We start from the raw sequence: 22,735 nt of genomic DNA, 5'->3' as shown, positions 1-22,735 counted from the left end.
ATGGCTTGGCAGCGCTGGATATTATGGCGCTGCCAAGCTACCACTATGGTGTGAACGCCCTGTGGCAGTAACCCGATATACTGCAATGTAGTCATCGCCATTCTCCGGAATGTGCTTTATCGACAGGAACGTTCTCGACAGGGAAGCCTTTTAGAGGAGCGGCTCGTTGCACATTGCCGACGTCACGATGTTCTATGCCCCCGCCAGCGGCGGGGTTCGTACTTACCTCGATGCCAAGCATCGGCGCCTTGCCAAGCGACCGGGCATTACCTGCAGTCTATTGATACCCGGATCCCAGCTCTTTACTCACAACGGCATTCATGAAGTTCCATCACCGCCGTTGCCGTTCAGCCAGGGTTATCGATTTCCGCTTCGCCGTCGCGGCTGGGAGCGCGAGCTCGTTCGTCTGTCACCGGATATCATCGAAGCCGGCGATCCCTACGTGACCGGCTGGGCTGCCGTGCGGGCCGGACGCAAGCTCGATATCCCCGTCGTCGGGTTCTATCATTCCGACCTGCCGCGGTTGATCAGCAATCGCATGGGCAGCGGTATCGACAAGCTGGTGGAGCGTTATGTCTACCAGCTCTACCGGCGGTTCGACCAGGTGCTCGCGCCAAGCCGCGTGATGGCGGAGCGACTGACCCGTCTCGGCATCGAACAGGTCGCCATCCAGCCGCTAGGCGTCGACCTGGAGACATTCCATCCCAGTCGCCGCAATCCGGCGCTGCGCCAGCAGCTCGATCTCGACGACGGTACGAAACTGCTGATCTTCGTCGGTCGCGGCTCTCGCGAGAAGAACCTTCACGACCTGCTGGAAACCGCGCGCCTGCTCGGCAAGGGCTATCACTTGCTGCTGGTCGGGCCGAGCATGCCTAGCCGTGTCCCCGACAACGTCAGCGTGATCGACCGTTACACCCCGACCGAGGAGGTCGCGAGCTGGCTGGCATCGAGCGATGCACTGGTCCATGCCGGCACCCAGGAAACGTTCGGCCTGGTCGCGCTGGAAGCGATGGCAAGCGGCATTCCCGTCGTCGCCGCGCGTGCGGGGGCGCTGGCCGAGAACGTGCCGCTGGGCTGTGGATTATTGAGCGAGCCGCATTCACCGGCCGACATGGCCCGCGCCGTGAAAGAGCTGTTTTCCAATCACGATGCCGCCCAAGCCGGCCGTCGCGCCCGACGGTACGTGGAAAACAATCACGACTGGGACATCGTCATCGACGGTCTGCTTTCCCACTATCGCCGACTGACCAGTGCCACCGAAGGCGCAGGAGAGGCCCAGCAGGGTTCCCAGCATGGATGATCGCCATTTTTCGCTGGTACTCCACGATATCGCCCCCGAGACCTGGCCGGACTATCGCGGATTCGTCGAGGCGATCGATCGTCTGGGCGAACGCCTGGGCCGGCGCATTCCCATCACCTGGCTGGTCGTGCCCAACTTCCATGGCCGTGGCGAATGTCGCGACAGCGACACCCTGCGCCGCGTGCTCGACACCCGTCTGGAACTGGGCGACGAGCTGACGTTGCATGGCTACTTCCATCGGGACGATGCCCCGGCGCCGCGCTCGCTGCGCGATTTCTACATGCGCAGGATCTATACCTGGGAAGGCGAGTTCTACACCCTGGATCGTGCTCGCGCTGGTGCCCTGCTCGATGAAGGCATGGCGCAGTTCGACGCCTGCGGCTGGCCTCACGGCGGCTTCGTGGCCCCGGCCTGGCTGATGAGCCAGGGCACCCGCGAGGCGCTGCAGGAGCGGCCATTCACCTATACCAGCGACCCGCAACGGCTCTATCGTCTGCCGGCCTTTTCCACGCTGGAAGCGCCGAGCATCGTCTGGAGCGCGCGCAGTGCGTGGCGACGCGGCATGTCGAGAGTGGTCAGTGCCATCCAGTACCGCCGCTTCCAGCACGCCCAACTGTTACGCCTGGCGCTGCATCCGGTGGACATGCGCCATCGCCCTTCGTACGACTACTGGCTGCATCTCGTCGAACAGCTGCTCCACAATGGACGACAGCCGGTGACCAAGCGGGACTGGCTGGCCCATGAAGCTCCTGACCTCGCCACCGGCAATCTTGCCAACCGGGCGAACAAGGATCGCCCCGCGGCATGAAGCGCATCCTGTGGCTACTGGCGCTGGGTCTGGTGGCGGCGCTGGCGATACCGATCCTGATCGGTGGACGCGGCATCGTTACCGAACTGCGAGGCTTTCCTACCTCGCAACTGCTGATGATGCTGGGCATGATCTTCGTCTGCTGGAATCTCAACGCCCTGCGTCTGAGATTGTTGCTGGCGGGACGCGCCGGGAAGCTGTCCCAGACCCGCGCCTTTTCGATCGTCATGGCCACCGAATTTGCGATCTGCGCGACACCCGGTGGCACCGGCGGGCCATTGACTCTGCTCGGCCTGCTGGCCCGACGAGGCATTCGGCCGGCCCAGGCATCCGCCATCTTCGCCGTCGACCAGCTGACCGATCTGCTGTTCTTCCTCTCCGGTCTGGTGGGCGTCGCCGCTTACGTACTGATCGAGGCGGTCGATCTCAAACTCGGCTGGCTGGTGGGGTTGCCGACCCTGCTGCTGATCACGGCACTGGCGATGCTGTGGCTGACGCTCAGCAACTACGCCCGCGTCATGCACGTCACCGGTCGCTGGCTGGCCAAGCTCAACGTCAAACGGCGCTCACGCTTCGGCTTCGCCCGCCGGCTGCTGCACTTTCGCAATTCCCTGATGGAAACGTTGCGTTTGCCGCGCTGGCTGCTGCTAGGCGTCTTCCTGCTCTGCTGCGCACACTGGCTGATCCGTTACAGCGTTCTCTATCTGGTCGTTCAGGGTCTGGGGCAGCATATCGACTGGGCATGGACTTTCCTGGTCCAGATGGTATCGATGGCCGCAGGTCAACTGAGCTTCCTGCCGGGTGGCGCAGGCGGTGCCGAGCTGACATCGTCCGCGCTGCTGACGCCGCTGATCGGCGCGCAGAGTGCCGCCGCCGCCGTGCTGATCTGGCGTTTCGTCACCTACTATTTCTATCTGCTGGCCGGGTTCCCGATATTCATCGCCACCGCCGGCAAGGCGTTCCTGCGGATGATGAACAAACGGAAAGCCGCCGCCAAGCACTGATACCGAAGCGACGAATAGCGCGATTCACGGAGCGCGCAAATGCAATCGCCCCGCCAGGCGAACCTGGCGGGGCGATGACAGAGACGCATGGTCTCGAGCGGTCAGCTCAACGGCTTACCAGCCAGTAGCCGCCTTCAGCGCATCACCGATCTCGGCGAGCGAACGTACGGTCTTGACGCCAGCGTCTTCCAACGCGGCGAACTTTTCGTCCGCAGTGCCTTTACCACCGGAGATGATCGCACCGGCGTGCCCCATGCGCTTGCCCGGAGGCGCGGTAACGCCCGCGATATAGGAAACCACCGGCTTGGAAACGTTGGCCTTGATGTAGGCCGCGGCTTCTTCTTCGGCGGTGCCGCCGATCTCGCCGATCATGACGATCGCTTCGGTCTGCGGGTCGTTCTCGAACATCTCGAGGATGTCGATGAAGTTGGAACCCGGAATCGGGTCGCCGCCGATGCCCACGCAGGTGGACTGACCGAAGCCGTGGTCAGTGGTCTGCTTGACCGCTTCATAGGTCAGGGTACCGGAGCGCGACACGATACCGACGCGGCCCGGCTTGTGGATGTGACCCGGCATGATGCCGATCTTGGTCTCGCCCGGCGTGATCACGCCCGGGCAGTTCGGGCCGATCAGGCGAACGCCCAATTCGTCGCACTTGACCTTGACGTCCAGCATGTCGAGCGTCGGGATGCCTTCGGTGATGCAGACGATCAGCTTGATGCCGGCATTCGCGGCTTCGAGGATCGAATCCTTGCAGAACGGGGCCGGCACGTAGATGACGGAGGCTTCCGCACCGGTCTTCTCGACCGCTTCCTTGACGGTGTTGAACACCGGCAGGCCCAGATGCTCCTGGCCGCCCTTGCCCGGCGTGACGCCACCCACCATGTTGGTGCCGTAGGCAATCGCCTGCTCGGAGTGGAAGGTCCCCTGGCCGCCAGTGAAGCCCTGGCAGATGACCTTGGTGTTCTTGTCGATCAGGATACTCATTACTTGCCCTCCGCCGCTTTGACGACCTGCTGAGCCGCGTCAGTCAGGCTGGTAGCAGCGATGATGTTGAGTCCGCTGGAAGCCAGTTTCTCGGCACCCAGCTCGGCGTTGTTACCTTCCAGGCGCACCACCACCGGCACGTTGACGCCAACCTGCTCGACGGCACCGATGATACCTTCCGCGATCATGTCGCAACGCACGATACCGCCGAAGATGTTGACCAGAACGGCCTTGACGTTGGTATCGGAGAGGATGATCTTGAACGCTTCCGCCACACGCTCCTTGGTCGCGCCGCCGCCAACGTCGAGGAAGTTGGCCGGGCTGCCGCCGTTGAGGTTGACGATATCCATGGTGCCCATGGCCAGGCCTGCGCCGTTGACCATGCAGCCGATGTTACCGTCGAGCGCAACGTAGTTGAGTTCCCACTCCTGGGCATGCGCTTCGCGCTCGTCTTCCTGCGACGGATCACGCATCGCCTGCAGATCGGGGTGACGATACAGGGCGTTGGCATCGAGGTTGATCTTGGCGTCGAGGCAGTGGAGGTTGCCTTCGTCGGTGATCACCAGCGGGTTGATCTCCAGCAGCGCCAGATCCTTGTCGTGGAACAGCTTGGAGAGACCCAGGAAGATCTTGGTGAACTGCTTGATCTGGTCCTTGTTCAGGCCCAGCTGGAAAGCCAGTTCACGCGCCTGATACGGCTGTGCGCCGACCAGCGGATCGATTTCGGCCTTGAGGATCTTCTCGGGGGTCTCCTCGGCGACTTTCTCGATCTCGACACCGCCTTCGGTGGAGGCCATGAAGACGACACGGCGCGTGGCGCGATCGACGACAGCGCCCAGATACAGCTCGCTGGCGATATCGGTGCAGTTCTCGACCAGGATCTTGGCAACCGGCTGACCTTTCTCGTCGGTCTGATAGGTCACCAGATTCTTGCCCAGCCACTGCTCTGCGAATGCCTTGGCGGCTTCCGGGCTATCGACCAGCTTGACGCCACCAGCCTTGCCGCGGCCGCCCGCGTGAACCTGTGCCTTGACGACCCACTTGTCGCCACCGATTTTCTTGCAGGCCTGTGCGGCTTCATCCGGCGTGTCGACGGCGAAACCCTTGGACACTGGAAGACCGTAATCGGCAAACAGCTGTTTGCCCTGATACTCGTGAAGGTTCATCGATTCATGCCATTAGGTTGCATGTGACTCGAATGGCAACGAGCCGAGACATCGGCTCGCTGCCCCCGTGCCATTCCGACAGGGAATGGCACCTAGTGCAGGAAACGCGAAAGGAAAGACTTACTTGCGCTTCTTGCGGTTGGCCATGTGAATGGCGTGTCCATCGACGGCCAGCGCCGCCTCGTGCACGGCTTCCGACAGGGTCGGGTGCGCGAAGCAGGTCAGCGCCAGATCTTCGGCGCTGGAGCCGAATTCCATGGCGATCACGCCCTGGGCGATCAACTCGCCAGCGTGCTGACCCAGGATGTGGACACCGAGAACGCGGTCGGTTTCGGCATCGGCGATTACCTTGACCATGCCTTCCGGCGCGTTGTTGGCGAGCGCGCGACCACTGGCCGAGAACGGGAAGGCACCGGTCTTGACCTCGATGCCCTGCTCCTTGGCCTGCTGCTCGTTGATACCCACCCATGCCACTTCCGGGGCAGTGTAGATGACGCTGGGGATGGCATCGTAATTCATCTCCGGCTTCTGCCCGGCGATGATGTCCGCCACCATGACGCCCTCTTCGGATGCCTTGTGGGCCAGCATCGGACCACGGACCACGTCGCCAATGGCGTAGACGCCGGAGACGTTGGTACGGCACTGGTCATCGACGAAGATGAAGCCACGCTCGTCGAGCTTGATACCGGCAGCGTCATCGAGCAGATTTTCGGTGTAAGGCTTGCGCCCGACACAGACGATCAGCTTGTCGAAGGTCTGCTCCTGCTCGCCTTCGCTGTCGGTGTACTTGACCACGACTTCGCGAGACTTGCCCTTGCCCTTGATCTCGGAGCCGGTCACCCGCGCGCCCATCTTGATGTCCAGACCCTGCTTCTTGAACAGCTTCTGGGCATCCTTGGCGATCGCCTGGTCGACCATCGGCAGGAACGTATCCAGCGCTTCGAGCACGGTGACTTCACTACCCAGGCGATTCCACACGCTGCCCAGTTCGAGGCCGATGACACCGGCGCCGATGACACCCAGACGCTTGGGTGCTTCGGTGAACTCCAGCGCACCGGCTGAGTCGACGATGACATCGTCGGTCATCGGTGCCGGCGGAATGTTAACCGGCACCGAACCGGAGGCGATGATGACATTCTCGGCCTCGTAGGTTTCGGTCTTGCCGTCGTGACCGGTCACCTCGACCTTCTTGCCGTCGAGCAGCTTGCCGGTGCCTTCCAGCGCGGTGACGCCGTTCGATTTGAACAGCATGCTGATACCGCCGGTATTCTTGGCGATGACGCTGTTCTTGAACTCCAGCATCTTCTTCACGTCGGTAGAAATGTCACCGACGTTGATGCCGATCTCGGCGTAATGGTCCCGAGTCTCGACGAACTTGTGCGAGGTCTCCAGCAACGCCTTGGAGGGGATACAACCCACGTTCAAACAGGTACCACCGTGGACCGTCTTGCCTTCCTTGTTGACCCACTTCTCGACGCAGGCCGTCTTGAGACCCAGCTGAGCGGCGTGGATCGCGGCGACGTAGCCTCCAGGGCCCGCGCCAATGACGATCACATCGAATTTATCGGCCATGAGATATTTCCTGTTCGCTTCGTTTGCCATTCGCCGGGCGAACCCGGCGAATCGAAAGTCCGGTGTTTAGAGATCGAATACGCTCAGATGTCCAGCAGCAGGCGCGCCGGATCTTCCAGCAGCGACTTGATCGCCACCAGGAACTGGACCGCATCCTTGCCATCGATCATGCGGTGATCGTAGGAAACGGCGAGGTACATCATCGGGCGAATCTCGACCTTGCCATTCACCGCCATCGGACGCTCCTGGATCTTGTGCATGCCCAGGATCGCGGTCTGCGGCGGATTCAGGATCGGGGTGGACATCAGCGAGCCGAAGATACCGCCGTTGGTGATAGTGAAGGTGCCGCCCTGCATGTCCTCGATGCCGAGCTTGCCCTCACGACCCCGCTTGCCGAAGTCGCCGATCGCCTTCTCGACGTCGGCCAGCTTCATGCTGTCGGTATCACGCAGCACCGGCACGACCAGACCACGCGGCGTGGAAACGGCAACGCCGATATCCTGATAACCGTGGTAGACGATGTCGGTACCATCGATGGAGGCGTTGACGTCCGGGAAGCGCTTGAGCGCTTCGGTCGCTGCCTTGACGAAGAAGCCCATGAAACCGAGCTTGACGTCGTGCGCCTTGAGGAAGGTGTCCTTGTACTGGCTGCGCAGCGCCATGACCGCACTCATGTCCACCTCGTTGTAGGTGGTCAGCATGGCGGCGGTCTGCTGAGCCTGCACCAGGCGCTTGGCGATGGTCTGACGCAGGCGGCTCATCGGCACGCGCTGCTCGGGACGCTCGCCCTCGACCGCCGGGGCGGCAGCAGCCTTGGGTGCCGCGGCGGCCGGCTTGGCGGACTTCTTCGCCGAACCGTCCTTGATCGCCTTCTGAACGTCTTCCTTCAGAACGCGACCGCCTTTGCCGGTGCCTTCGATCTTGCTCACGTCGAGATCGTTTTCCGCGGCGAGTTTGCGTGCCGCCGGTGCCAGAATCTTGCCGTCGACCTTGGCATCCTCTTCACCGTCGGCGGCAGTCGCCTCGTCCTGGTCACCGGCGGATTCGGCGGAAGCACCGCTCTCTTTTCCACTACCGGCGCCTTCACCACCTGCGCCTTCGGAGAAGGTTGCCAGCAGGGCTTCGGACTCGACGACTTCGCCTTCCTGAACCTTGATCTCGGAAAGCGCGCCGTCGGCGGGGGCGACCACTTCCAGCACGACCTTGTCGGTCTCGATTTCGGCCAGCACCTCGTCACGCTTGACCGCTTCGCCGACCTTCTTGTTCCAGCTGGCGACGGTGCCTTCCTGCACGGATTCCGGGAAGCTCGGCGCCTTGACGTCAAAGCTCTTGCCGGCGGCAGCGGGCTTGGCAGCCGCCTTCTCTTCACCACCCGACTTCTGCTCACCGCCTGATTTTTCTTCGCTCCTGGCCTCGCTCTTGCCACCTTCAGAGGCAGCACCGAGAACGCCCAGCACCTGCTCGGACTCGCAGGTATCGCCTTCCTCGATCTTGATCTCGGAGAGCGTGCCCGCTTCCGGCGCCACCACTTCGAGGACGACCTTGTCGGTTTCGATCTCGACGATCAACTCATCGCGCTCGACGCTATCGCCCACTTTCTTGTGCCAAGTGGCGACCGTTCCCTCGGCAACGGATTCGGGAAAACTCGGCGCTTTGATATCAGTAGCCATGTCGTATCCTTAGTCTCTTTTCTCTCGCGCCTGTCTCAGCGGCAAGGCGCCTTACGCGTTGAAAGCGTCGTCGACCAGTTGGCTCTGTTGTGCCACGTGGACAGACATATAGCCTGCGGCTGGCGCGGCGGATGCCGGACGACCAGCAAACTTGAGGCTGTGATCCAACCCTTCGCGCACCATGCTCGCCACCAGGCGCAGATGATGCTGGCTCTGATACCAGGCGCCCTGGTTGAGCGGCTCTTCCTGACACCAGACGACCTGCTCCAAATTCGGATAGGTCCTGAGCGCTTCCAGCAGCTCGTCCTTGGGGAACGGGTAGAGCTGCTCGACACGGATAATTGCCGTGTTGTCACGCTCGTTTTCAGAACGATAGGTCGCCAGATCGTAGTAGACCTTGCCCGAGCAGAGGACGGCTCGCTTGACCTGCTGGGGATCCCGTTCGCCAACGTCGGGGATGACCATCTGGAAACGGCCTTCGGCCAGCTCTTCCATGGTCGAAGTCGCGTCCTTGTGGCGCAGCAGGCTCTTCGGCGACAACACCACCAGCGGCTTGCGCAGCGGACGGATTACCTGGCGGCGCAGCAAGTGGAAGATCTGGGCCGGCGTGGTCGGTACGCAGACCTGCATGTTGTGCTCGGCGCACAGCTGCAGGAAACGCTCCAGACGCGCCGAGGAATGCTCAGGGCCCTGGCCTTCGTATCCATGCGGCAACAACAGCGTCAGTCCGCACAGACGCGCCCATTTCGACTCGCCCGAGGAGATGAACTGGTCGACCACGACCTGCGCACCGTTGAAGAAGTCACCGAACTGGGCTTCCCAGATGATCAACGAGTTGGGCGCAGTCGTCGCATAGCCGTATTCGAACGCCAGCACGGCCTCTTCCGAAAGGAAGGAGTCATAGATGGCAAACGAGGGCTGATCGTCCTTGATGTGCTGAAGCGGAACATAAGTCGAGGCGTCGGCCTGGTTATGCACCACGGCATGACGGTGGGAGAACGTCCCGCGGCCGGTATCCTGCCCGGTCAGGCGGACCGGATGACCGGCATCGACCAGGGTGGCGTAAGCCAGCGTTTCGGCAAAGCCCCAGTTGAGCGGCTGGTTGCCGGCCAGCATCTTGCGCCGCTCTTCATAGACTCGCGCCACCTGCCGCTGCACGTCGATCCCGTTGGGAATCTCGCTCATCTTCTGCGCCAGTTGCGTCAGATGTTCGAGATCACAGCTGGTATCGGTGTCGCCGCTCCACTCGTGGCCGAGATACGGCGTCCAGTCGACGAACAAGCCCGTATTGGGCTGCTTGACCAGGGCATTGGCAACGTGATTGCCGGCCATCAGGTCGTCGCGATACTGCTCGCCCATCTGCTTGGCCTGATCCTCGGTCAGCACGCCTTCCTTGATCAGCTGTTCCACGTACAGGGTACGCGTCGACTTGTGCGACTTGATCTTGGCGTACATCAGCGGCTGCGTACCGGAAGGTTCGTCGGCCTCGTTGTGTCCCCGGCGACGGTAGCAGACCAGATCGATGACGACATCGCGCTGGAACTCCTTGCGATAGTCGACGGCGACCCGGGTCGCATGCAACACCGCTTCCGGATCGTCACCATTGACGTGGAAGATCGGCGCCTGAACCATCTTGGCGATATCGGTGCAATACTCGGTGGAACGCGCGTCATCGGCGCGCGACGTCGTGAAACCGACCTGATTGTTGATCACGATGTGCAGCGTGCCGCCGGTCTTGTAACCGCGGGTCTGCGACATCTGGAAGGTTTCCATCACCACGCCCTGACCGGCGAAGGCGGCATCGCCATGCACCACGACCGGCAAGACCTGCTTGCCTTCGACGTCCTGGCGGCGATCCTGACGAGCGCGAACGGACCCTTCTACCACCGGCGAAACGATTTCCAGATGCGACGGGTTGAACGCCAGCGCCAGGTGGACCTCGCCTCCGGGCGTCATCACGTTGGAGCTGAAGCCCTGGTGATATTTGACGTCGCCCGACCCTTGCTCGATCTGCTTCTTGCCGTCGAACTCGTCGATCAGTTCCGACGGGCTCTTGCCAAGGATATTGACCAGCAGGTTGAGACGGCCGCGGTGGGCCATGCCGATCACCACTTCCTTGACGCCGTAGTTGCCGCTGCGCTGGATTACCTCGTCCATCATCGGAATGAAGGATTCGCCACCCTCCAGGCCGAAACGCTTGGTGCCGGGATACTTGGAAGCAAGATAGCTTTCCAGCCCTTCGGCGGCGGTCAGGCGCTCGAGCAGATGCTCCCGTTCGCTCTGGCTGTACTTCGGCTTGGAACGCACCGACTCGAAGCGCTGCTGCAGCCAACGCTTCTCTTCGGTGTTGACGATGTGCATGAACTCACAGCCGATCGAGCGGCAGTAGGTCTGCTCCAGCGCCTCGACGATCTCCTTGAGCGGCGCCTCTTCCTTGCCCAGGAAGAACGAACCGGTCTGGAACTCGGTGTTCATGTCGGCCTGGGTCAGGTCATGGAAAGAGAAATCGAGGTCGGGGACCGTATCGGGCTTGCGCAAACCGAGCGGATCGATATTGGCACGCTGATGGCCACGGAACCGATAGGCATTGATCAGTTGAAGAACCTTGACCTGCTTACGGTTTTCGCTGCTGCCGGTGGCAGCCGATACGGTGGGACGACGCTCGCGCGCCAGCTGGTAGAACTGTTCCCGAATGGGGCTGAGAGGAACGTCTTGGGAGGGAGTGCCTTCCAGGCGCGGCAACTGATCAAACGCTTGGCGCCATTCATCGGGGACAGTCGCGGGGTCATTCAGATACTGCTCGTAGAGCGCTTCCACATAGTGGGCGTTGCCGCCGCTCATATGGGAAGTGCGCCACATCAACTCCATTATGCCTTCTTGCATCTCTCGTTCACCCTACACTGATGGGGTGTTGTCGGCGCCGGTCGCAGCTGCGCGCCTCGGCGTCACTCCGGAACCGTCGCGAGACGGCCAACGACCATGCCAATTCAAGGCGTCGTCATGATCGTTAAAAGCCGGTGCGCGAGGCACCGGCCAATATCTTGAGCTAAATCGGCTGCGACAACGCGTCGCAGCCAATAGCGTGGCGACATGATAACAAGCCAAGCGCTACGATTTAAGTCGTAGATGCCGCCCCTGACCATCAAGTCGCGTTGGACAGCAGCATTTCACGGATTTTTCCGATCGCCCGAGTCGGATTCAGCCCCTTGGGACAAACCGCGACACAGTTCATGATGCCGCGACACCGGAACAGGCTGAACGGATCTTCCAGTTCGGCCAGGCGGGCCTGCGTCGCGTTGTCGCGAGAGTCCGCCAGGAAACGGTAGGCCTGCAAGAGACCGGCCGGGCCGACGAACTTGTCCGGGTTCCACCAGAACGACGGGCAGGAGGTCGAGCAGCAGGCACACAGAATGCACTCGTACAGACCGTCCAGCTTGTCACGCTCTTCCGGGGACTGCAGACGCTCGATCGCCGGCGCTGCCGTATCGTTCTGCAGATACGGCTGCATACGCTCGTACTGCTTGTAGAACAGCCCCATGTCGACCACCAGGTCACGCATGACAGGCAGGCCAGGCAGCGGCCGCAGCACCAGCTTGTTGTCCTTGACCACGGACGACAGCGGCGTGATGCACGCCAGGCCGTTGGTGCCATTCATGTTCATCCCGTCAGAGCCGCAAACGCCCTCGCGGCAGCTGCGACGAAACGCCATCGAGCTATCCTGATCCTTGATCATGGTCAGGATGTTGAGAACCATCAGATCGCGCCCCTGGGTATCGATCTGGAACTCCTGCATGTACGGTGCGGAGTCGGTCTCAGGGTTGTAGCGATAAACGGAAACCTGAAGACTGGACATCGGTGACAACCCTCTTAATAGGTACGGACTTTCGGCTCGAAGGTGTCGACCGTCTTGGGCGTGAAGTTGACTTCACGCTTGGTCACGGTCTTCTCGCCCGGATTGAAGAGCGAGTGCTTGAGCCAGTTGACGTCATCGCGATCCGGATAATCGTAGCGAGAGTGAGCCCCACGGCTCTCCTTGCGCTCCAGCGCAGCGATGGCGGTGGCTTCGGCCACTTCCAGTAGATTGTCTAGCTCGAGCGCCTCGACACGCGCCGTGTTGAAGACGTCGGACTTGTCACCCAGATGCGCCTGCCCGATACGCTCGCGCAGCTCCGCCAGCTTCTTGACGCCTTCCTGCATGTTGTCTTCCTGGCGGAAGACACCGAATGCGTTCTGCATCGTGTTCTGCAGCTCGGCCTTGAGCTCGGAAACCGACTCGCCGCCACTGGACTCGTTCCAGCGCGCCAGGCGGCTCGTGGCACGCTCGACATCCGATGCGGAAGCCTCGAGATACTCGATGCCTTCGCTGAGCGCCTTGTCGATGTAGATGCCGGCGGCACGACCGAACACCACCAGATCGAGCAGCGAGTTACCGCCCAGGCGATTGGCGCCGTGAACCGAGACGCAAGCAGCTTCACCGCAGGCAAACAGACCATTGATGATCTGATCGTTGCCATTGCCGTCCTGCATGATGGCCTGTCCATGCACGTTGGTGGGAATACCCCCCATCATGTAGTGGCAGGTCGGCGTGACCGGAATCGGCTCCTTGACCGGATCCACGTGCGCGAAGGTCTTGGAGAGTTCGACGATCCCCGGCAGGCGCTTCATCAGCACCTCTTCGCCCAGGTGGTCGAGCTTCAGCATGACGTGATCGCCATTCTCGCCGCAACCACGGCCTTCCAGCACTTCCATGACCATGGAGCGCGCCACGACGTCACGTCCGGCGAGATCCTTGGCATTGGGCGCGTAACGCTCCATGAAGCGCTCGCCGTCCTTGTTGATCAGGTAACCACCTTCACCGCGGCAACCTTCCGTGACCAACGTCCCCGCACCGTAGATACCGGTGGGGTGGAACTGCCACATTTCCATGTCCTGCATCGGGAAGCCAGCGCGCAGTGCCATGCCGATGCCATCGCCGGTGTTGATCAGCGCGTTGGTGGTGGAGGCGAAGATACGCCCCGCCCCGCCGGTCGCCAGAACCGTCGCCTTGGATTTGACGTGCACGACTTCGCCGGTTTCGATGCACAGCGCAATACAACCGACCACGTCGCCGTTGGCGTTCTTCACCAGATCGATGGCATACCACTCGTCCAGGAAGACGGTGTTGTTTTTCAGATTGTTCTGATACAACGTGTGCAGCAGCGCATGGCCGGTACGGTCTGCAGCCGCGCAGGTACGCGCTGCCTGGCCACCCTTGCCGAAGTCCTTGGACTGACCACCGAAAGGACGCTGGTAGATACGACCATTGTCGAAGCGTGAAAACGGCAGCCCCATGTGCTCGAGTTCGAAGACCGCCTTGGGGCCCTCGGAACACAGGTACTCCGCGGCGTCCTGGTCTGCGATGTAGTCGCCACCCTTGACGGTGTCGTACATGTGCCAGCGCCAATCGTCGTTGGGATCGGCCGAGGCAATGGCACAGGTAATACCGCCCTGTGCGGACACCGTGTGCGAACGGGTCGGAAAGACCTTGGACAGCACGGCAGTCTTCTTGCCGGATTTGGCCAGCTCGAGCGCCGCTCGCAGGCCGGAACCGCCACCACCGATGATGATGGCGTCGAATGTCAGGTTACGCATGGTAGACATGAATCAGGCTCCCCAGAGGACTTGAACGCCCCACACCAGAAAAACGAAGATGGCGAGAATCACGATGGCCTGGAAGCCGAAGCGAACACCGGTGTGTTTGAGATAGTCGGTGGAAACCGTCCACAGACCGACCCAAGCGTGAGCGGCCATGGAAATGAAGGCCAGCAAGGAAAAGATACGCATCCAGGTCTGGGCGAACAGGCCACTCCAGGTGGCGTAGTCCAGATTGGGATGGAACAGCAGGTAGGCCACGACGAACAGCGTGTAAAGCGCCAGAACGACGGCGGACACGCGCTGAATGAGCCAGTCCGACAGCCCGCTGCGACCGAGATTCGTAATATTGGTTACCATACCCAGACTCCCGCCAGAACCACCAGGACAGCACTGATCACGACCGTGATTTGCGCCTTGCGATTGCCACCTTCAAGATCGACACCGTAACCGGTGTCCATGAGCAGGTGCTTGATTCCCGCCACGAAGTGAAAGCCGAGTGCCGACAGCAGGCCCCAGGCGATCAGTTTCGCCAACACGTTATTCGCCAGCGCGTCGCGTACTGATTCGAACCCCTCGGGAGAGGACAGCGAAGCATCCAGCGCCCAGAAGCCGAAGATCAGCCCGACGAACAAGATGACGCCGGTAATGCGATGTGCGATGGAGGTGAGTGCGGGAAGTGGAAAATGGATGGTGGATAGGTCGAGGTTTACTGGACGTTTGCTATTCACGGCTCTTAAACACTCTCTTAACCCTGACGGGTTGTGCCCGTTCAGGGGCGGTGGTTTTTAGAAGCAGGATCACGGTCGCGGAAGCAGTTCCGATGCGGCCCAAACCGGCTGACGATGCCATATCGTGCGGTAGCAGATTATAGGGTTTGGGCAACCGTATGACAAATCGCTCCGGCGTCCAAAGACGGAAGAAATGCGCCAGAACCGCGCCAGCACGGCCTTCGGGTTGTCGACATTTGGCTCAAATTCTTTCGTTACTGTCAGCCTGCCCCTCTCAATTGGTATGATAGTGGCTAGATTGGCAGAACAACGAGCTCCCTTCGCACAAGCCCGCCCCCTCCGCCACCTTGCAACTCGGCAACAACGCCGAAGCCACGGCACAAGGGCGACCCAGGCGAATTGACAATCCCCCGCGGAAATCTATAGTGGGCGAACTATTTTTCGCCCGCACGGCAGTAAAGACAAAGGCTTATGTCACGATAAAGGAGGCCATGATGGCTGACAGAAAAGCGAAATTATCGGTCGATGGTGTCGACAATGCCATTGAGCTACCGGTATACCCCGGTACCATTGGCCCCGACGTCATCGATGTCCGCGGCCTGACCGCAGAAGGCCTGTTTACCTACGACCCTGGCTTCGTTGCTACTGCCTCGTGCGAATCCGGCATCACTTACATCGATGGTGCCGCCGGCACGCTGCTCCATCGTGGCTACCCGATCGAACAGCTGGCCGAAAGCTCCAACTATGTAGAGCTCTGCTACCTGCTGATGTTCGGCGAGCTGCCCTCTCCCGAAGAGTACGAGACGTTCAGAAGCACGATTGCCCGCCATACCATGGTTCACGAGCAGATCGTCAACTTCTACAAGGGCTTCCGGCGTGATGCGCATCCGATGGCCGTCCTCTGTGGCGTCGTCGGCGGGTTGGCAGCTTTCTATCACGATAATCTCGACATCACGCAGGCCGATCAGCGCCACGTCAGTGCCATTCGCCTGATAGCCAAGATGCCGACCCTGGCGGCGATGTGCCACAAGTACAATATCGGCCAGCCATTCATGTACCCGCGTAATGACCTCAATTACTCGGAAAACTTCCTGTACATGATGTTCGGCAATCCGTGCGAGAACTACGAGGTCAATCCGGTCATCGCCAAGGCGATGGATCGTATCTTCATGCTGCACGCCGATCACGAGCAGAACGCTTCGACCTCCACCGTACGCCTGGCAGGCTCCACCGGCGCCAATCCTTTCGCCTGCATCAGTGCCGGCATCGCTGCACTCTGGGGGCCGGCGCACGGCGGCGCCAACGAGGCGGTCCTGGCCATGCTGGACGAGATCGGCGACGACTCCGAAGAAAACATCCAGCGCTTCATCGACAAGGCCAAGGACAAGGAGGATCCGTTCAAGCTGATGGGCTTCGGTCATCGGGTCTACCGCAACTTCGACCCTCGCGCCAAAGTGATGAAGGAGACCTGCGACGAGGTGCTGGGCGAGCTGGGGATCGGCGACGACCCGCAACTGCAGATCGCCAAGCGCCTGGAGCAGATCGCCCTGGAAGACGAATACTTCATCGAGCGCAAGCTCTACCCCAACGTAGACTTCTATTCCGGCATCATTCTCAAGGCCATCGGCATTCCGACCAACATGTTCACCGTTATCTTCGCGATGGCACGAACCGTCGGCTGGATCTCTCACTGGAACGAGATGATCACCAACGGCTATCGTATCAGCCGGCCTCGCCAGCTCTATACCGGCTATGACAAGCGCGATTACCCCAAGAAATAACGCCTGACCCGATCCAGTGCCGGAACGCAAGCCGCCGACTTCTGTCGGCGGCTTTTTTGTGCCTGCCCAGCGGCACAAAAGATTTCCACACTTCCTGTGGATAACCCTGTTCAAAACCCTTCGATAATGTCACGAAACCGCCTTCAGAAGCGCCCTGGCAGCAGATTGACTAAATTTTAATCAAATATAACTTACTGATTTTAATGAGAAAAATCTACATCCACGTATTTTCAGCAAGTTAGCATTGGCGCCAGCAAGCGAGGAACGAACAGTGGAAAAGCTTGCCGATGTCAAGCACTTCGACAGCAAAATTGGAGAGGTTATCAACAGCTGCAGATACCTGGAAAATCCGGTATCGAAGAAGAAATGGAAGGAAGGAAGGAAATAGAGTGGCGTCCCATAGGGGGTTCGAACCCCTGTTACCGCCGTGAAAGGGCGGTGTCCTGGACCACTAGACGAATGGGACGCGGAAAACAGCCTGTCGGCCGGTTCCTTGGTGGAGCCTAGCGGGATCGAACCGCTGACCTCAACACTGCCAGTGTTGCGCTCTCCCAGCTGAGCTAAGGCCCCGTCTCAAGAACGGGGCGAAATATACGGTCATCCCACTGATAAGTCAACGCTTTATTGCCAGAAAAACTCAACGGTTCGATCCGTGCCGGCGTCCTGGCCCGCTATAGCTCCCGATACTGCTTTTCCAGACGCTTGGCCTGCTTCTTGGAAACGCCACCCAGCACCTCGATAGCATGCCGGAGACGGGCCCGTGTCATGTCCGAGCCGAGAATCGCCATCGCATCGAGTACCGATGTCGAATGGGCACTGCCCGTTACCGCGATGAACACGGGGGCCAGAAAGGCTTTCATCTTCAACTCGAAGTGCTCGGCCAGAAGCTTGACCTGGGCCAGCAGCTCCTCCTTTTCCCAGCGCGTCACGGTTTCCAGTCGCCAGACCAGGAACTGCAACAGCGCCACCAAGGTATCGCGCTCGAGGTCGAGATCGGCAAAGCTGTCTTCGCGAACGTCGGGCAGCCCCGCGAAGAAATGTCCGGCCAGCGGCATGGCATCCGACAGCGTCGAGATACGCGGACGGATCTGCGGCAGGATCTGGCCGATATACGCCTCGTTGAACGCCCAGTCGCGCAACGCTTTCAACAGCGCCGCGTCATCGAGGTCTTCTCGAATGTAGACACCATTGAGCCAGGTCAGCTTGTCGAGATCGAATACCGGCCCCCCCAGCGAGACCCGCTGTATGTCGAAATGGGCCATCATGTCGTCGAGGCTGAATTTCTCGCGCTCGTCCGGCATCGACCACCCCATCCGGCCCAGATAGTTGGTCACGGCCTGCGGCAGGAATCCCATGCGCCGATAGTAGTTGATCGAGGTAGGGTTCTTGCGCTTGGACAGCTTCGACTTGTCGGGATTGCGAAGCAGCGGCATATGACACAGCTGCGGCATGGACCAGCCGAAATATTCGTAAAGCAGCTTGTGCTTGGGCGCCGAATTGATCCACTCCTCGCCTCTGAGGACGTGAGTGATTCCCATCAGGTGATCGTCGACCACATTGGCGAGATGGTAGGTCGGCATACCGTCCGATTTCATCAGAATCTGGGCATCTACCTGAGCCCAATCGACCTCGATCCGCCCGCGCAGCATGTCGTCGACTTCGCACACGCCTTCGGAAGGCACGTTCATGCGTATGACATAGGGATAGCCCTCGGCCTCCCGCCGCCGCTGTTCCTCCGGATCCAGCGCGAGATCCTGCGGCTTCAGCGCCAGATGGAGCCCCGCTGCCTTGCGTTCATCGCGCAAGGCATCGAGTTCTTCGCTGGTGCGATAGCATTTGAAGGCGTGTCCGCGCTCCAGCAGCTGTTGGGCATGCTCGGCGTAGATATCACCGCGCTCGCTTTGCCGATAGGGGCCGTGAGGGCCACCGACATCCGGCCCTTCGTCCCAGTCCAGCCCCAGCCAGCGCAGAGAATCGAGAATCATCTGTTCCGACTCAGGCGTAGAACGCTGGCGGTCGGTATCCTCGATGCGCAGAACGAACTGCCCACCATGCTGGCGAGCGAAGCAGAGATTGAAGAGAGCGATGTAAGCCGTGCCGACGTGCGGATCGCCGGTGGGCGAAGGCGCAATACGCGTGCGTACCGTCATGAAATCCATTCCGTTGATGAACGAGCCGCCACATTATACGCCCCCAAGGCGATGGGCTGCAGCGCTCGACTCGTCGTCTTCGGCGCTTTTCGATGGTGGCAATGCCGACGAGGGACTACTATCGGACTGATCGACTGCAATTCCAAGGTGCCGGCTTTCCGTCCTCCCGGCACGCGCAGACGACCGCAAACATGAATCACGATAAGAATTTCCAGAAGGTTTCGGGCGACAAGTTCGTAACCCGAAACATACTTCGGCGGTGAGTGGATATCCTCACTGCATCAATAACGCAGGCGAGATTCATGGATGGACGGGTTAGGACCACGAATCAAACAGCTACGCCTTCAGGCCGGCATGAGCAAGGCCGCGCTCGCAAGACGGGTAGGCGTCTCCGACGTCACGATCTCCTACTGGGAATCAGGCACGATCAAGCAGATCGGCCATGAGCGCCTGGTCGCGCTGACCTCGGCGCTGTGCTGCTCGATCAAACAGCTGCTGGATGATGACTCGTTAAACGCAATGGCGGCCGCCTCTCGTACGTCAGGCGGGACCGTGCTCAGCCTGCAGGCGAACCTTGCTGCACCCTGGGAGCAGCGGGAGGACGAACCGGGAGAGATGTCCACGCTGCAGATGCTGACCCAGGACTGTCACCTGGTAACGCCCGCGGAGAACGAGTCTTTCGATTTTCTGTTCGAAGGAGACCTCGCCGCCATCGCGCCTTGCGACAAGTTCCAGCAGGACGGACTGTATCTGCTGGAGCGCGAGGGTCTGTTGCAGATCCAGTATCTGGAACATCTCGCTTCCGGCAGAATGCGGGTCAGCGGTGAACAGCTTCAAGGCGCGACCGTGGAAAGCGTCCGCCACCCCCCCTTTCGCATCGTAGGCTATATCAGAGCCCGCTGGTGTCGTCAGTAGCAGCCTGGATAGCCGTACCCTGGAATTCAGGCCTGAAATTCCTTGACTGAAATTCGGAGTTTGAAATCTGTAGTCTGGAATTCGCAATGTAGACAAGTGCCGATCCGGCCACGCGGCGATCGCTGAATCACCGCGTGGCCCGGCCCTCTTCAGACAATCCTGTTCAATTGCCTTCGTTCAGCCGTGGCGCTGTTGCTGGCGATAGGCAAAGAAGAACACGACCAGCCCGCCCGCCGCAGTAGCCGCGCCGACATAGCCGGTCACGGTCCATCCGAAACCAGCACCAATGGCCACCCCGCCCAGCCATGGCCCCAGGGCATTCGCGACATTGAAGGCCGCATGGTTGGACGCAGCCGCCAGCGTTTGCGCGTCTGCCGCCACATCCATCAGGCGTGTCTGCAGTGCCGGCGACAGTGAGACCATGGTGCCGATGGCTATGCAAATCAGCAGTATCGACCAGAGCGACTGCGCCGCCAGCGGAAACAGAAGCAGGATGGCAATGCACCAGACCAGCAGCCAGCCGACGCCCTTGAGCTGCATCCGGTCATAGAGCTTCCCGCCGACGATATTGCCGATGATGGCGCCCGCACCGAATGCCGCCTGAGCGACCGGTATCCAGTAGGGCGACACCTGAGTCACGTTGATCAGCACCGGTGCCAGATAGCTGAATACGCAGAACATGCCGGCGAAGCCGATCGCCCCGACACCCAGCGTCAGCCAGACTTGGGAGCGCTTGAGCGCCGTCAGTTCCTGAGCAGGGCTGTTGCGCTTCTCCTGGCGATTCAACGGCAGATAGATGAACACCAGCACCACCGTGAGAATGGCGATGCCGCCGACCATCGCGAAGGCAAGGCGCCAACTCATCATCTGGCTCAACCAGGTGGCGAAGGGATTGCCTACCAGCATGGCGATCGTCAGGCCCGACATGACCCGGCTGACCGCCTGCGCACGCTTGTGCGTCGGAACCAGCGAGGCCGCGACCAGAGACGCCACGCCGAAATAGGCGCCGTGCGGCAATCCCGAGATGAAGCGGAAGATCATCAGGGTGTGATAATTGGGCGCCAGAGCACTGGCGATGTTGCCCAGCGCAAAAAACGCCATCAGCATCAGCAGGAGATGGCGCCGATAGAAATGCGAGCCCATGACGGCGATCAAGGGCGCGCCAACGACCACCCCCAGCGCATAGGCGCTGATGACGTTGCCGACCTGCGGCTCCGAAATGTGCAACGCCTCGGCCACGTTGGGCATCAGCCCCATGATGGTAAATTCGCCGACCCCGATGGCAAAGCCACCTACGGCCAGCGCTAGCTCTATCAACAGAGCAAACCGCCGCGACGGCTTCGCAGCGCCGGTCTCGAATGTGTCAGCCACAAACCACCCCTACTTTGGTCTAAGACGAAAAGGTCTCGATTATTCACGCCTCGCCACGGATTTGAAACCGCTGACGCGTTATCTTTCGATGTTTCCTGCTGACTGAACGACAAGGCGCGACATCATGAAACCCTCTTCAGAGCGGGTGAATCTACAAGATAGCTACCGGGCGCGGGAGTCGCTCGGTCGAACGGGAGCCGGACATACAGGGTTCGTTGCAAAAGCCAAAAGCGTGCCCTGGAAAGCCGCCATCATGAACTCGCCTCTGTTTTCAACCTGAATTTCTGCCACCGAGGAACTTTTCCGTCAGTGGGTGCTCTCACTAGGCAAGAGATTCGACAGCAGTTGCTATGCGGTTTCTCGAGCTTACTGTAACGATCGTTATCGCCGCGCCATGCGCGGCGATTTTTTGTCGGTACGATCGCACCCCGCTCGCTTTTTTCTCCCGTCTTTTACCGTCTCGCCGTTCGCCGCCAGCCAGCTCCCGCCAAAGGGCAATAGCGAATGCCTGCCCAATCCGTTACTGTCTCGCGGTCGCTCCACAACCCCACAACAAGCGCGACCTGAATAACGATATTGATATTTCGCTGAAGACACCGTACGGACTCATACTCATGCGCTCCCCCACCCCCTCTGCTTCCAGAATCACGGCTTCTCCAACCAATTTCTTCAAGCTTGCGTGCCGAACGCTGCCCCTGCTGGCGGTGATGCTCGCTGCTCCCGTTCACGCCGCTCCGCAAGGCAAGGTCGACTGTATCGCGCCTGCCCAGCCGGGCGGGGGATGGGACTTCACCTGTCGCTCGGTAGCCAGAGCGCTCCAAGAGCTCTCGCTAATCCCGGCGGCCATGCAGACGCTCAACGTTCCCGGCGCGAGCGGCGGCGTGGCTTTTAGCCATGTACAGGCGAAACGTTCCAGCGATGACGATCTGATCGTGGCGGCGTCGACCGCTACGACCACGCAACTGGCGCTGGGCAATTACCCTAACGGCAACGCCGATCAGGTTCGCTGGGTGGCGACGCTTGGCGCCGACTACGGCGTGATCGCCGTGGCGGCCGACTCGCCCTACCACTCGCTTCCCGAGCTTCTCGACGATCTCAAGGCAGATGCCGGCAGCGTGACGTTCTCCGGCGGTGACGTTGCCGGTGGTTTCGATCACATCAAGGTACTGATGGCAGCCCGCAAGGCCGGTATCAAGTCCATTCGCGACATCAAGTATCTGGCCTTCGATTCCGGCTCGGTGGCAATCAGCCAGTTGCTCGGCGGACACATCGACGCCTTCACCGGCGACCTCAGTGAAGCCAAGAGTTTCGTCGACAGCGGCGATCTTCGCATTCTGGCGGTCTTCGCCGAGGACCGCTTGCCCGGCGAGCTGGGCGATATGCCTACGGCAAGAGAGCAAGGCATCGATGTGGTCGCCCCCAACTGGCGCGGATTCTATACCCCCGCAGGTGCATCCGAAGCGAGCTACACGTGGTGGAAGCAGACGCTGAACGATCTTTACGCCTCTCCCCAATGGAAGCAGATCATGACCCAGAATGGCCTGCTGCCGTTCCACAAGTCGGGCGACGAGCTGAACCGCTTCGTCGATCAACAGATTACCGACATCCGGGAGATCGGCGGCGAGCTGGGCATGATCCGCTAACGGTCG

At 60.6% G+C, this 22,735-nt stretch carries 17 protein-coding genes and 2 tRNA genes; 6 read left to right on the top strand and 13 right to left on the bottom strand.

Features of this window, described 5'->3' with window-relative positions; translation table 11 throughout:
* Positions 1–166: 166 nt before the first annotated feature.
* The 3 genes from DOM32_RS11880 to DOM32_RS11870 are packed head-to-tail and all read left to right on the top strand — an operon-like array spanning position 167 to position 3,112.
* Positions 167–1,300 (top strand): N-acetylglucosaminyl phosphatidylglycerol synthase, encoded by a 1,134-nt coding sequence (locus tag DOM32_RS11880; RefSeq protein ID WP_071233210.1) that lies wholly within the window; start codon positions 167–169, stop codon positions 1,298–1,300.
* Positions 1,293–2,108, top strand: coding sequence for an N-acetylglucosaminyl phosphatidylglycerol deacetylase (locus DOM32_RS11875; RefSeq protein ID WP_110634730.1), 816 nt, complete (start codon positions 1,293–1,295; stop codon positions 2,106–2,108). The genes DOM32_RS11880 and DOM32_RS11875 overlap by 8 nt, the downstream gene beginning before the upstream one ends.
* The gene (locus DOM32_RS11870; protein WP_110634727.1) at positions 2,105–3,112 is read left to right on the top strand and encodes a glucosaminyl phosphatidylglycerol flippase; all 1,008 of its coding nucleotides are present in this window, start codon (positions 2,105–2,107) and stop codon (positions 3,110–3,112) included. Before DOM32_RS11875 ends, DOM32_RS11870 begins: the two co-directional genes overlap by 4 nt.
* Before the next feature lie 114 nt (positions 3,113–3,226).
* Here DOM32_RS11870 and sucD read toward each other — a convergent pair whose 3' ends face one another.
* The 9 genes from sucD to sdhC all read right to left on the bottom strand — a co-directional run bounded on the left by sucD (position 3,227) and on the right by sdhC (position 14,869).
* Positions 3,227–4,099 (bottom strand): succinate--CoA ligase subunit alpha, encoded by an 873-nt coding sequence (gene sucD, locus DOM32_RS11865; protein WP_071233213.1) that lies wholly within the window; start codon positions 4,097–4,099, stop codon positions 3,227–3,229.
* The gene (gene sucC / locus DOM32_RS11860) at positions 4,099–5,265 is read right to left on the bottom strand and encodes an ADP-forming succinate--CoA ligase subunit beta (RefSeq protein WP_071233214.1); all 1,167 of its coding nucleotides are present in this window, start codon (positions 5,263–5,265) and stop codon (positions 4,099–4,101) included. The genes sucD and sucC overlap by 1 nt, the downstream gene beginning before the upstream one ends.
* Before the next feature lie 120 nt (positions 5,266–5,385).
* On the bottom strand, positions 5,386–6,837 hold the full coding sequence (gene lpdA / locus DOM32_RS11855; RefSeq protein WP_087719534.1) for a dihydrolipoyl dehydrogenase: 1,452 nt from the start codon (positions 6,835–6,837) through the stop codon (positions 5,386–5,388).
* 83 nt (positions 6,838–6,920) lie between these two features.
* A complete protein-coding gene (gene odhB / locus DOM32_RS11850; protein ID WP_110634725.1) occupies positions 6,921–8,507 on the bottom strand; it encodes a 2-oxoglutarate dehydrogenase complex dihydrolipoyllysine-residue succinyltransferase in 1,587 nt (528 codons plus the stop codon).
* A gap of 51 nt (positions 8,508–8,558) precedes the next feature.
* On the bottom strand, positions 8,559–11,390 hold the full coding sequence (locus DOM32_RS11845; protein WP_110634722.1) for a 2-oxoglutarate dehydrogenase E1 component: 2,832 nt from the start codon (positions 11,388–11,390) through the stop codon (positions 8,559–8,561).
* A gap of 259 nt (positions 11,391–11,649) precedes the next feature.
* Positions 11,650–12,360 (bottom strand): succinate dehydrogenase iron-sulfur subunit, encoded by a 711-nt coding sequence (locus tag DOM32_RS11840; RefSeq protein WP_071233218.1) that lies wholly within the window; start codon positions 12,358–12,360, stop codon positions 11,650–11,652.
* A gap of 14 nt (positions 12,361–12,374) precedes the next feature.
* The gene (gene sdhA / locus DOM32_RS11835; RefSeq protein WP_071233219.1) at positions 12,375–14,147 is read right to left on the bottom strand and encodes a succinate dehydrogenase flavoprotein subunit; all 1,773 of its coding nucleotides are present in this window, start codon (positions 14,145–14,147) and stop codon (positions 12,375–12,377) included.
* 3 nt (positions 14,148–14,150) lie between these two features.
* On the bottom strand, positions 14,151–14,498 hold the full coding sequence (gene sdhD, locus DOM32_RS11830) for a succinate dehydrogenase, hydrophobic membrane anchor protein (RefSeq protein ID WP_071233220.1): 348 nt from the start codon (positions 14,496–14,498) through the stop codon (positions 14,151–14,153).
* Entirely contained in the window at positions 14,492–14,869 is a 378-nt protein-coding gene (gene sdhC, locus DOM32_RS11825) for a succinate dehydrogenase, cytochrome b556 subunit (RefSeq protein ID WP_075569934.1), read from the bottom strand. Before sdhC ends, sdhD begins: the two co-directional genes overlap by 7 nt.
* A 494-nt stretch (positions 14,870–15,363) precedes the next feature.
* On the opposite strand from sdhC, the gene gltA reads away from it, so the two are divergent.
* The gene (gene gltA / locus DOM32_RS11820; protein ID WP_110634719.1) at positions 15,364–16,650 is read left to right on the top strand and encodes a citrate synthase; all 1,287 of its coding nucleotides are present in this window, start codon (positions 15,364–15,366) and stop codon (positions 16,648–16,650) included.
* 390 nt (positions 16,651–17,040) lie between these two features.
* On the opposite strand, the gene DOM32_RS11815 is transcribed toward gltA, so the two are convergent.
* The 3 genes from DOM32_RS11815 to gltX all read right to left on the bottom strand — a co-directional run bounded on the left by DOM32_RS11815 (position 17,041) and on the right by gltX (position 18,800).
* A tRNA-Glu gene (locus tag DOM32_RS11815) sits at positions 17,041–17,116 on the bottom strand.
* Positions 17,117–17,144: 28 nt separating this feature from the next.
* A tRNA-Ala gene (locus DOM32_RS11810) sits at positions 17,145–17,220 on the bottom strand.
* 101 nt (positions 17,221–17,321) lie between these two features.
* On the bottom strand, positions 17,322–18,800 hold the full coding sequence (gene gltX, locus DOM32_RS11805; protein ID WP_110634716.1) for a glutamate--tRNA ligase: 1,479 nt from the start codon (positions 18,798–18,800) through the stop codon (positions 17,322–17,324).
* A gap of 306 nt (positions 18,801–19,106) precedes the next feature.
* On the opposite strand from gltX, the gene DOM32_RS11800 reads away from it, so the two are divergent.
* Positions 19,107–19,715 carry a helix-turn-helix domain-containing protein gene (locus DOM32_RS11800; RefSeq protein WP_083387503.1) on the top strand — a complete coding sequence of 203 codons (609 nt, stop codon included), beginning with the start codon at positions 19,107–19,109 and terminating at the stop codon, positions 19,713–19,715.
* Positions 19,716–19,892: 177 nt separating this feature from the next.
* On the opposite strand, the gene DOM32_RS11795 is transcribed toward DOM32_RS11800, so the two are convergent.
* On the bottom strand, positions 19,893–21,086 hold the full coding sequence (locus tag DOM32_RS11795; RefSeq protein WP_071233225.1) for an MFS transporter: 1,194 nt from the start codon (positions 21,084–21,086) through the stop codon (positions 19,893–19,895).
* A gap of 614 nt (positions 21,087–21,700) precedes the next feature.
* Between DOM32_RS11795 and DOM32_RS11790 the strand changes: the two genes are divergently transcribed.
* A complete protein-coding gene (locus DOM32_RS11790) occupies positions 21,701–22,729 on the top strand; it encodes a Bug family tripartite tricarboxylate transporter substrate binding protein (protein ID WP_083387504.1) in 1,029 nt (342 codons plus the stop codon).
* Positions 22,730–22,735 lie beyond the last annotated feature (6 nt).

It is taken from the genome of Salinicola salarius, assembly GCF_003206135.1.
Classification (GTDB): domain Bacteria; phylum Pseudomonadota; class Gammaproteobacteria; order Pseudomonadales; family Halomonadaceae; genus Salinicola; species Salinicola salarius.
Note: the sequence above shows the minus strand (reverse complement) of the source record. Positions and strands in the feature narration are given on the sequence as shown.

Coding starts and splice junctions, on each gene's coding strand:
- DOM32_RS11875 (WP_110634730.1), top strand. CDS start 1,293: ATGGATGATCGCCATTTTTCGCTGGTACTCCACGATATCGCCCCCGAG.
- DOM32_RS11870 (WP_110634727.1), top strand. CDS start 2,105: ATGAAGCGCATCCTGTGGCTACTGGCGCTGGGTCTGGTGGCGGCGCTG.
- sucD (WP_071233213.1), bottom strand. CDS start 4,099: ATGAGTATCCTGATCGACAAGAACACCAAGGTCATCTGCCAGGGCTTC.
- sucC (WP_071233214.1), bottom strand. CDS start 5,265: ATGAACCTTCACGAGTATCAGGGCAAACAGCTGTTTGCCGATTACGGT.
- lpdA (WP_087719534.1), bottom strand. CDS start 6,837: ATGGCCGATAAATTCGATGTGATCGTCATTGGCGCGGGCCCTGGAGGC.
- odhB (WP_110634725.1), bottom strand. CDS start 8,507: ATGGCTACTGATATCAAAGCGCCGAGTTTTCCCGAATCCGTTGCCGAG.
- DOM32_RS11845 (WP_110634722.1), bottom strand. CDS start 11,390: ATGCAAGAAGGCATAATGGAGTTGATGTGGCGCACTTCCCATATGAGC.
- DOM32_RS11840 (WP_071233218.1), bottom strand. CDS start 12,360: ATGTCCAGTCTTCAGGTTTCCGTTTATCGCTACAACCCTGAGACCGAC.
- sdhA (WP_071233219.1), bottom strand. CDS start 14,147: ATGTCTACCATGCGTAACCTGACATTCGACGCCATCATCATCGGTGGT.
- sdhD (WP_071233220.1), bottom strand. CDS start 14,498: ATGGTAACCAATATTACGAATCTCGGTCGCAGCGGGCTGTCGGACTGG.
- gltA (WP_110634719.1), top strand. CDS start 15,364: ATGGCTGACAGAAAAGCGAAATTATCGGTCGATGGTGTCGACAATGCC.
- gltX (WP_110634716.1), bottom strand. CDS start 18,800: ATGACGGTACGCACGCGTATTGCGCCTTCGCCCACCGGCGATCCGCAC.
- DOM32_RS11800 (WP_083387503.1), top strand. CDS start 19,107: ATGGACGGGTTAGGACCACGAATCAAACAGCTACGCCTTCAGGCCGGC.
- DOM32_RS11790 (WP_083387504.1), top strand. CDS start 21,701: ATGCGCTCCCCCACCCCCTCTGCTTCCAGAATCACGGCTTCTCCAACC.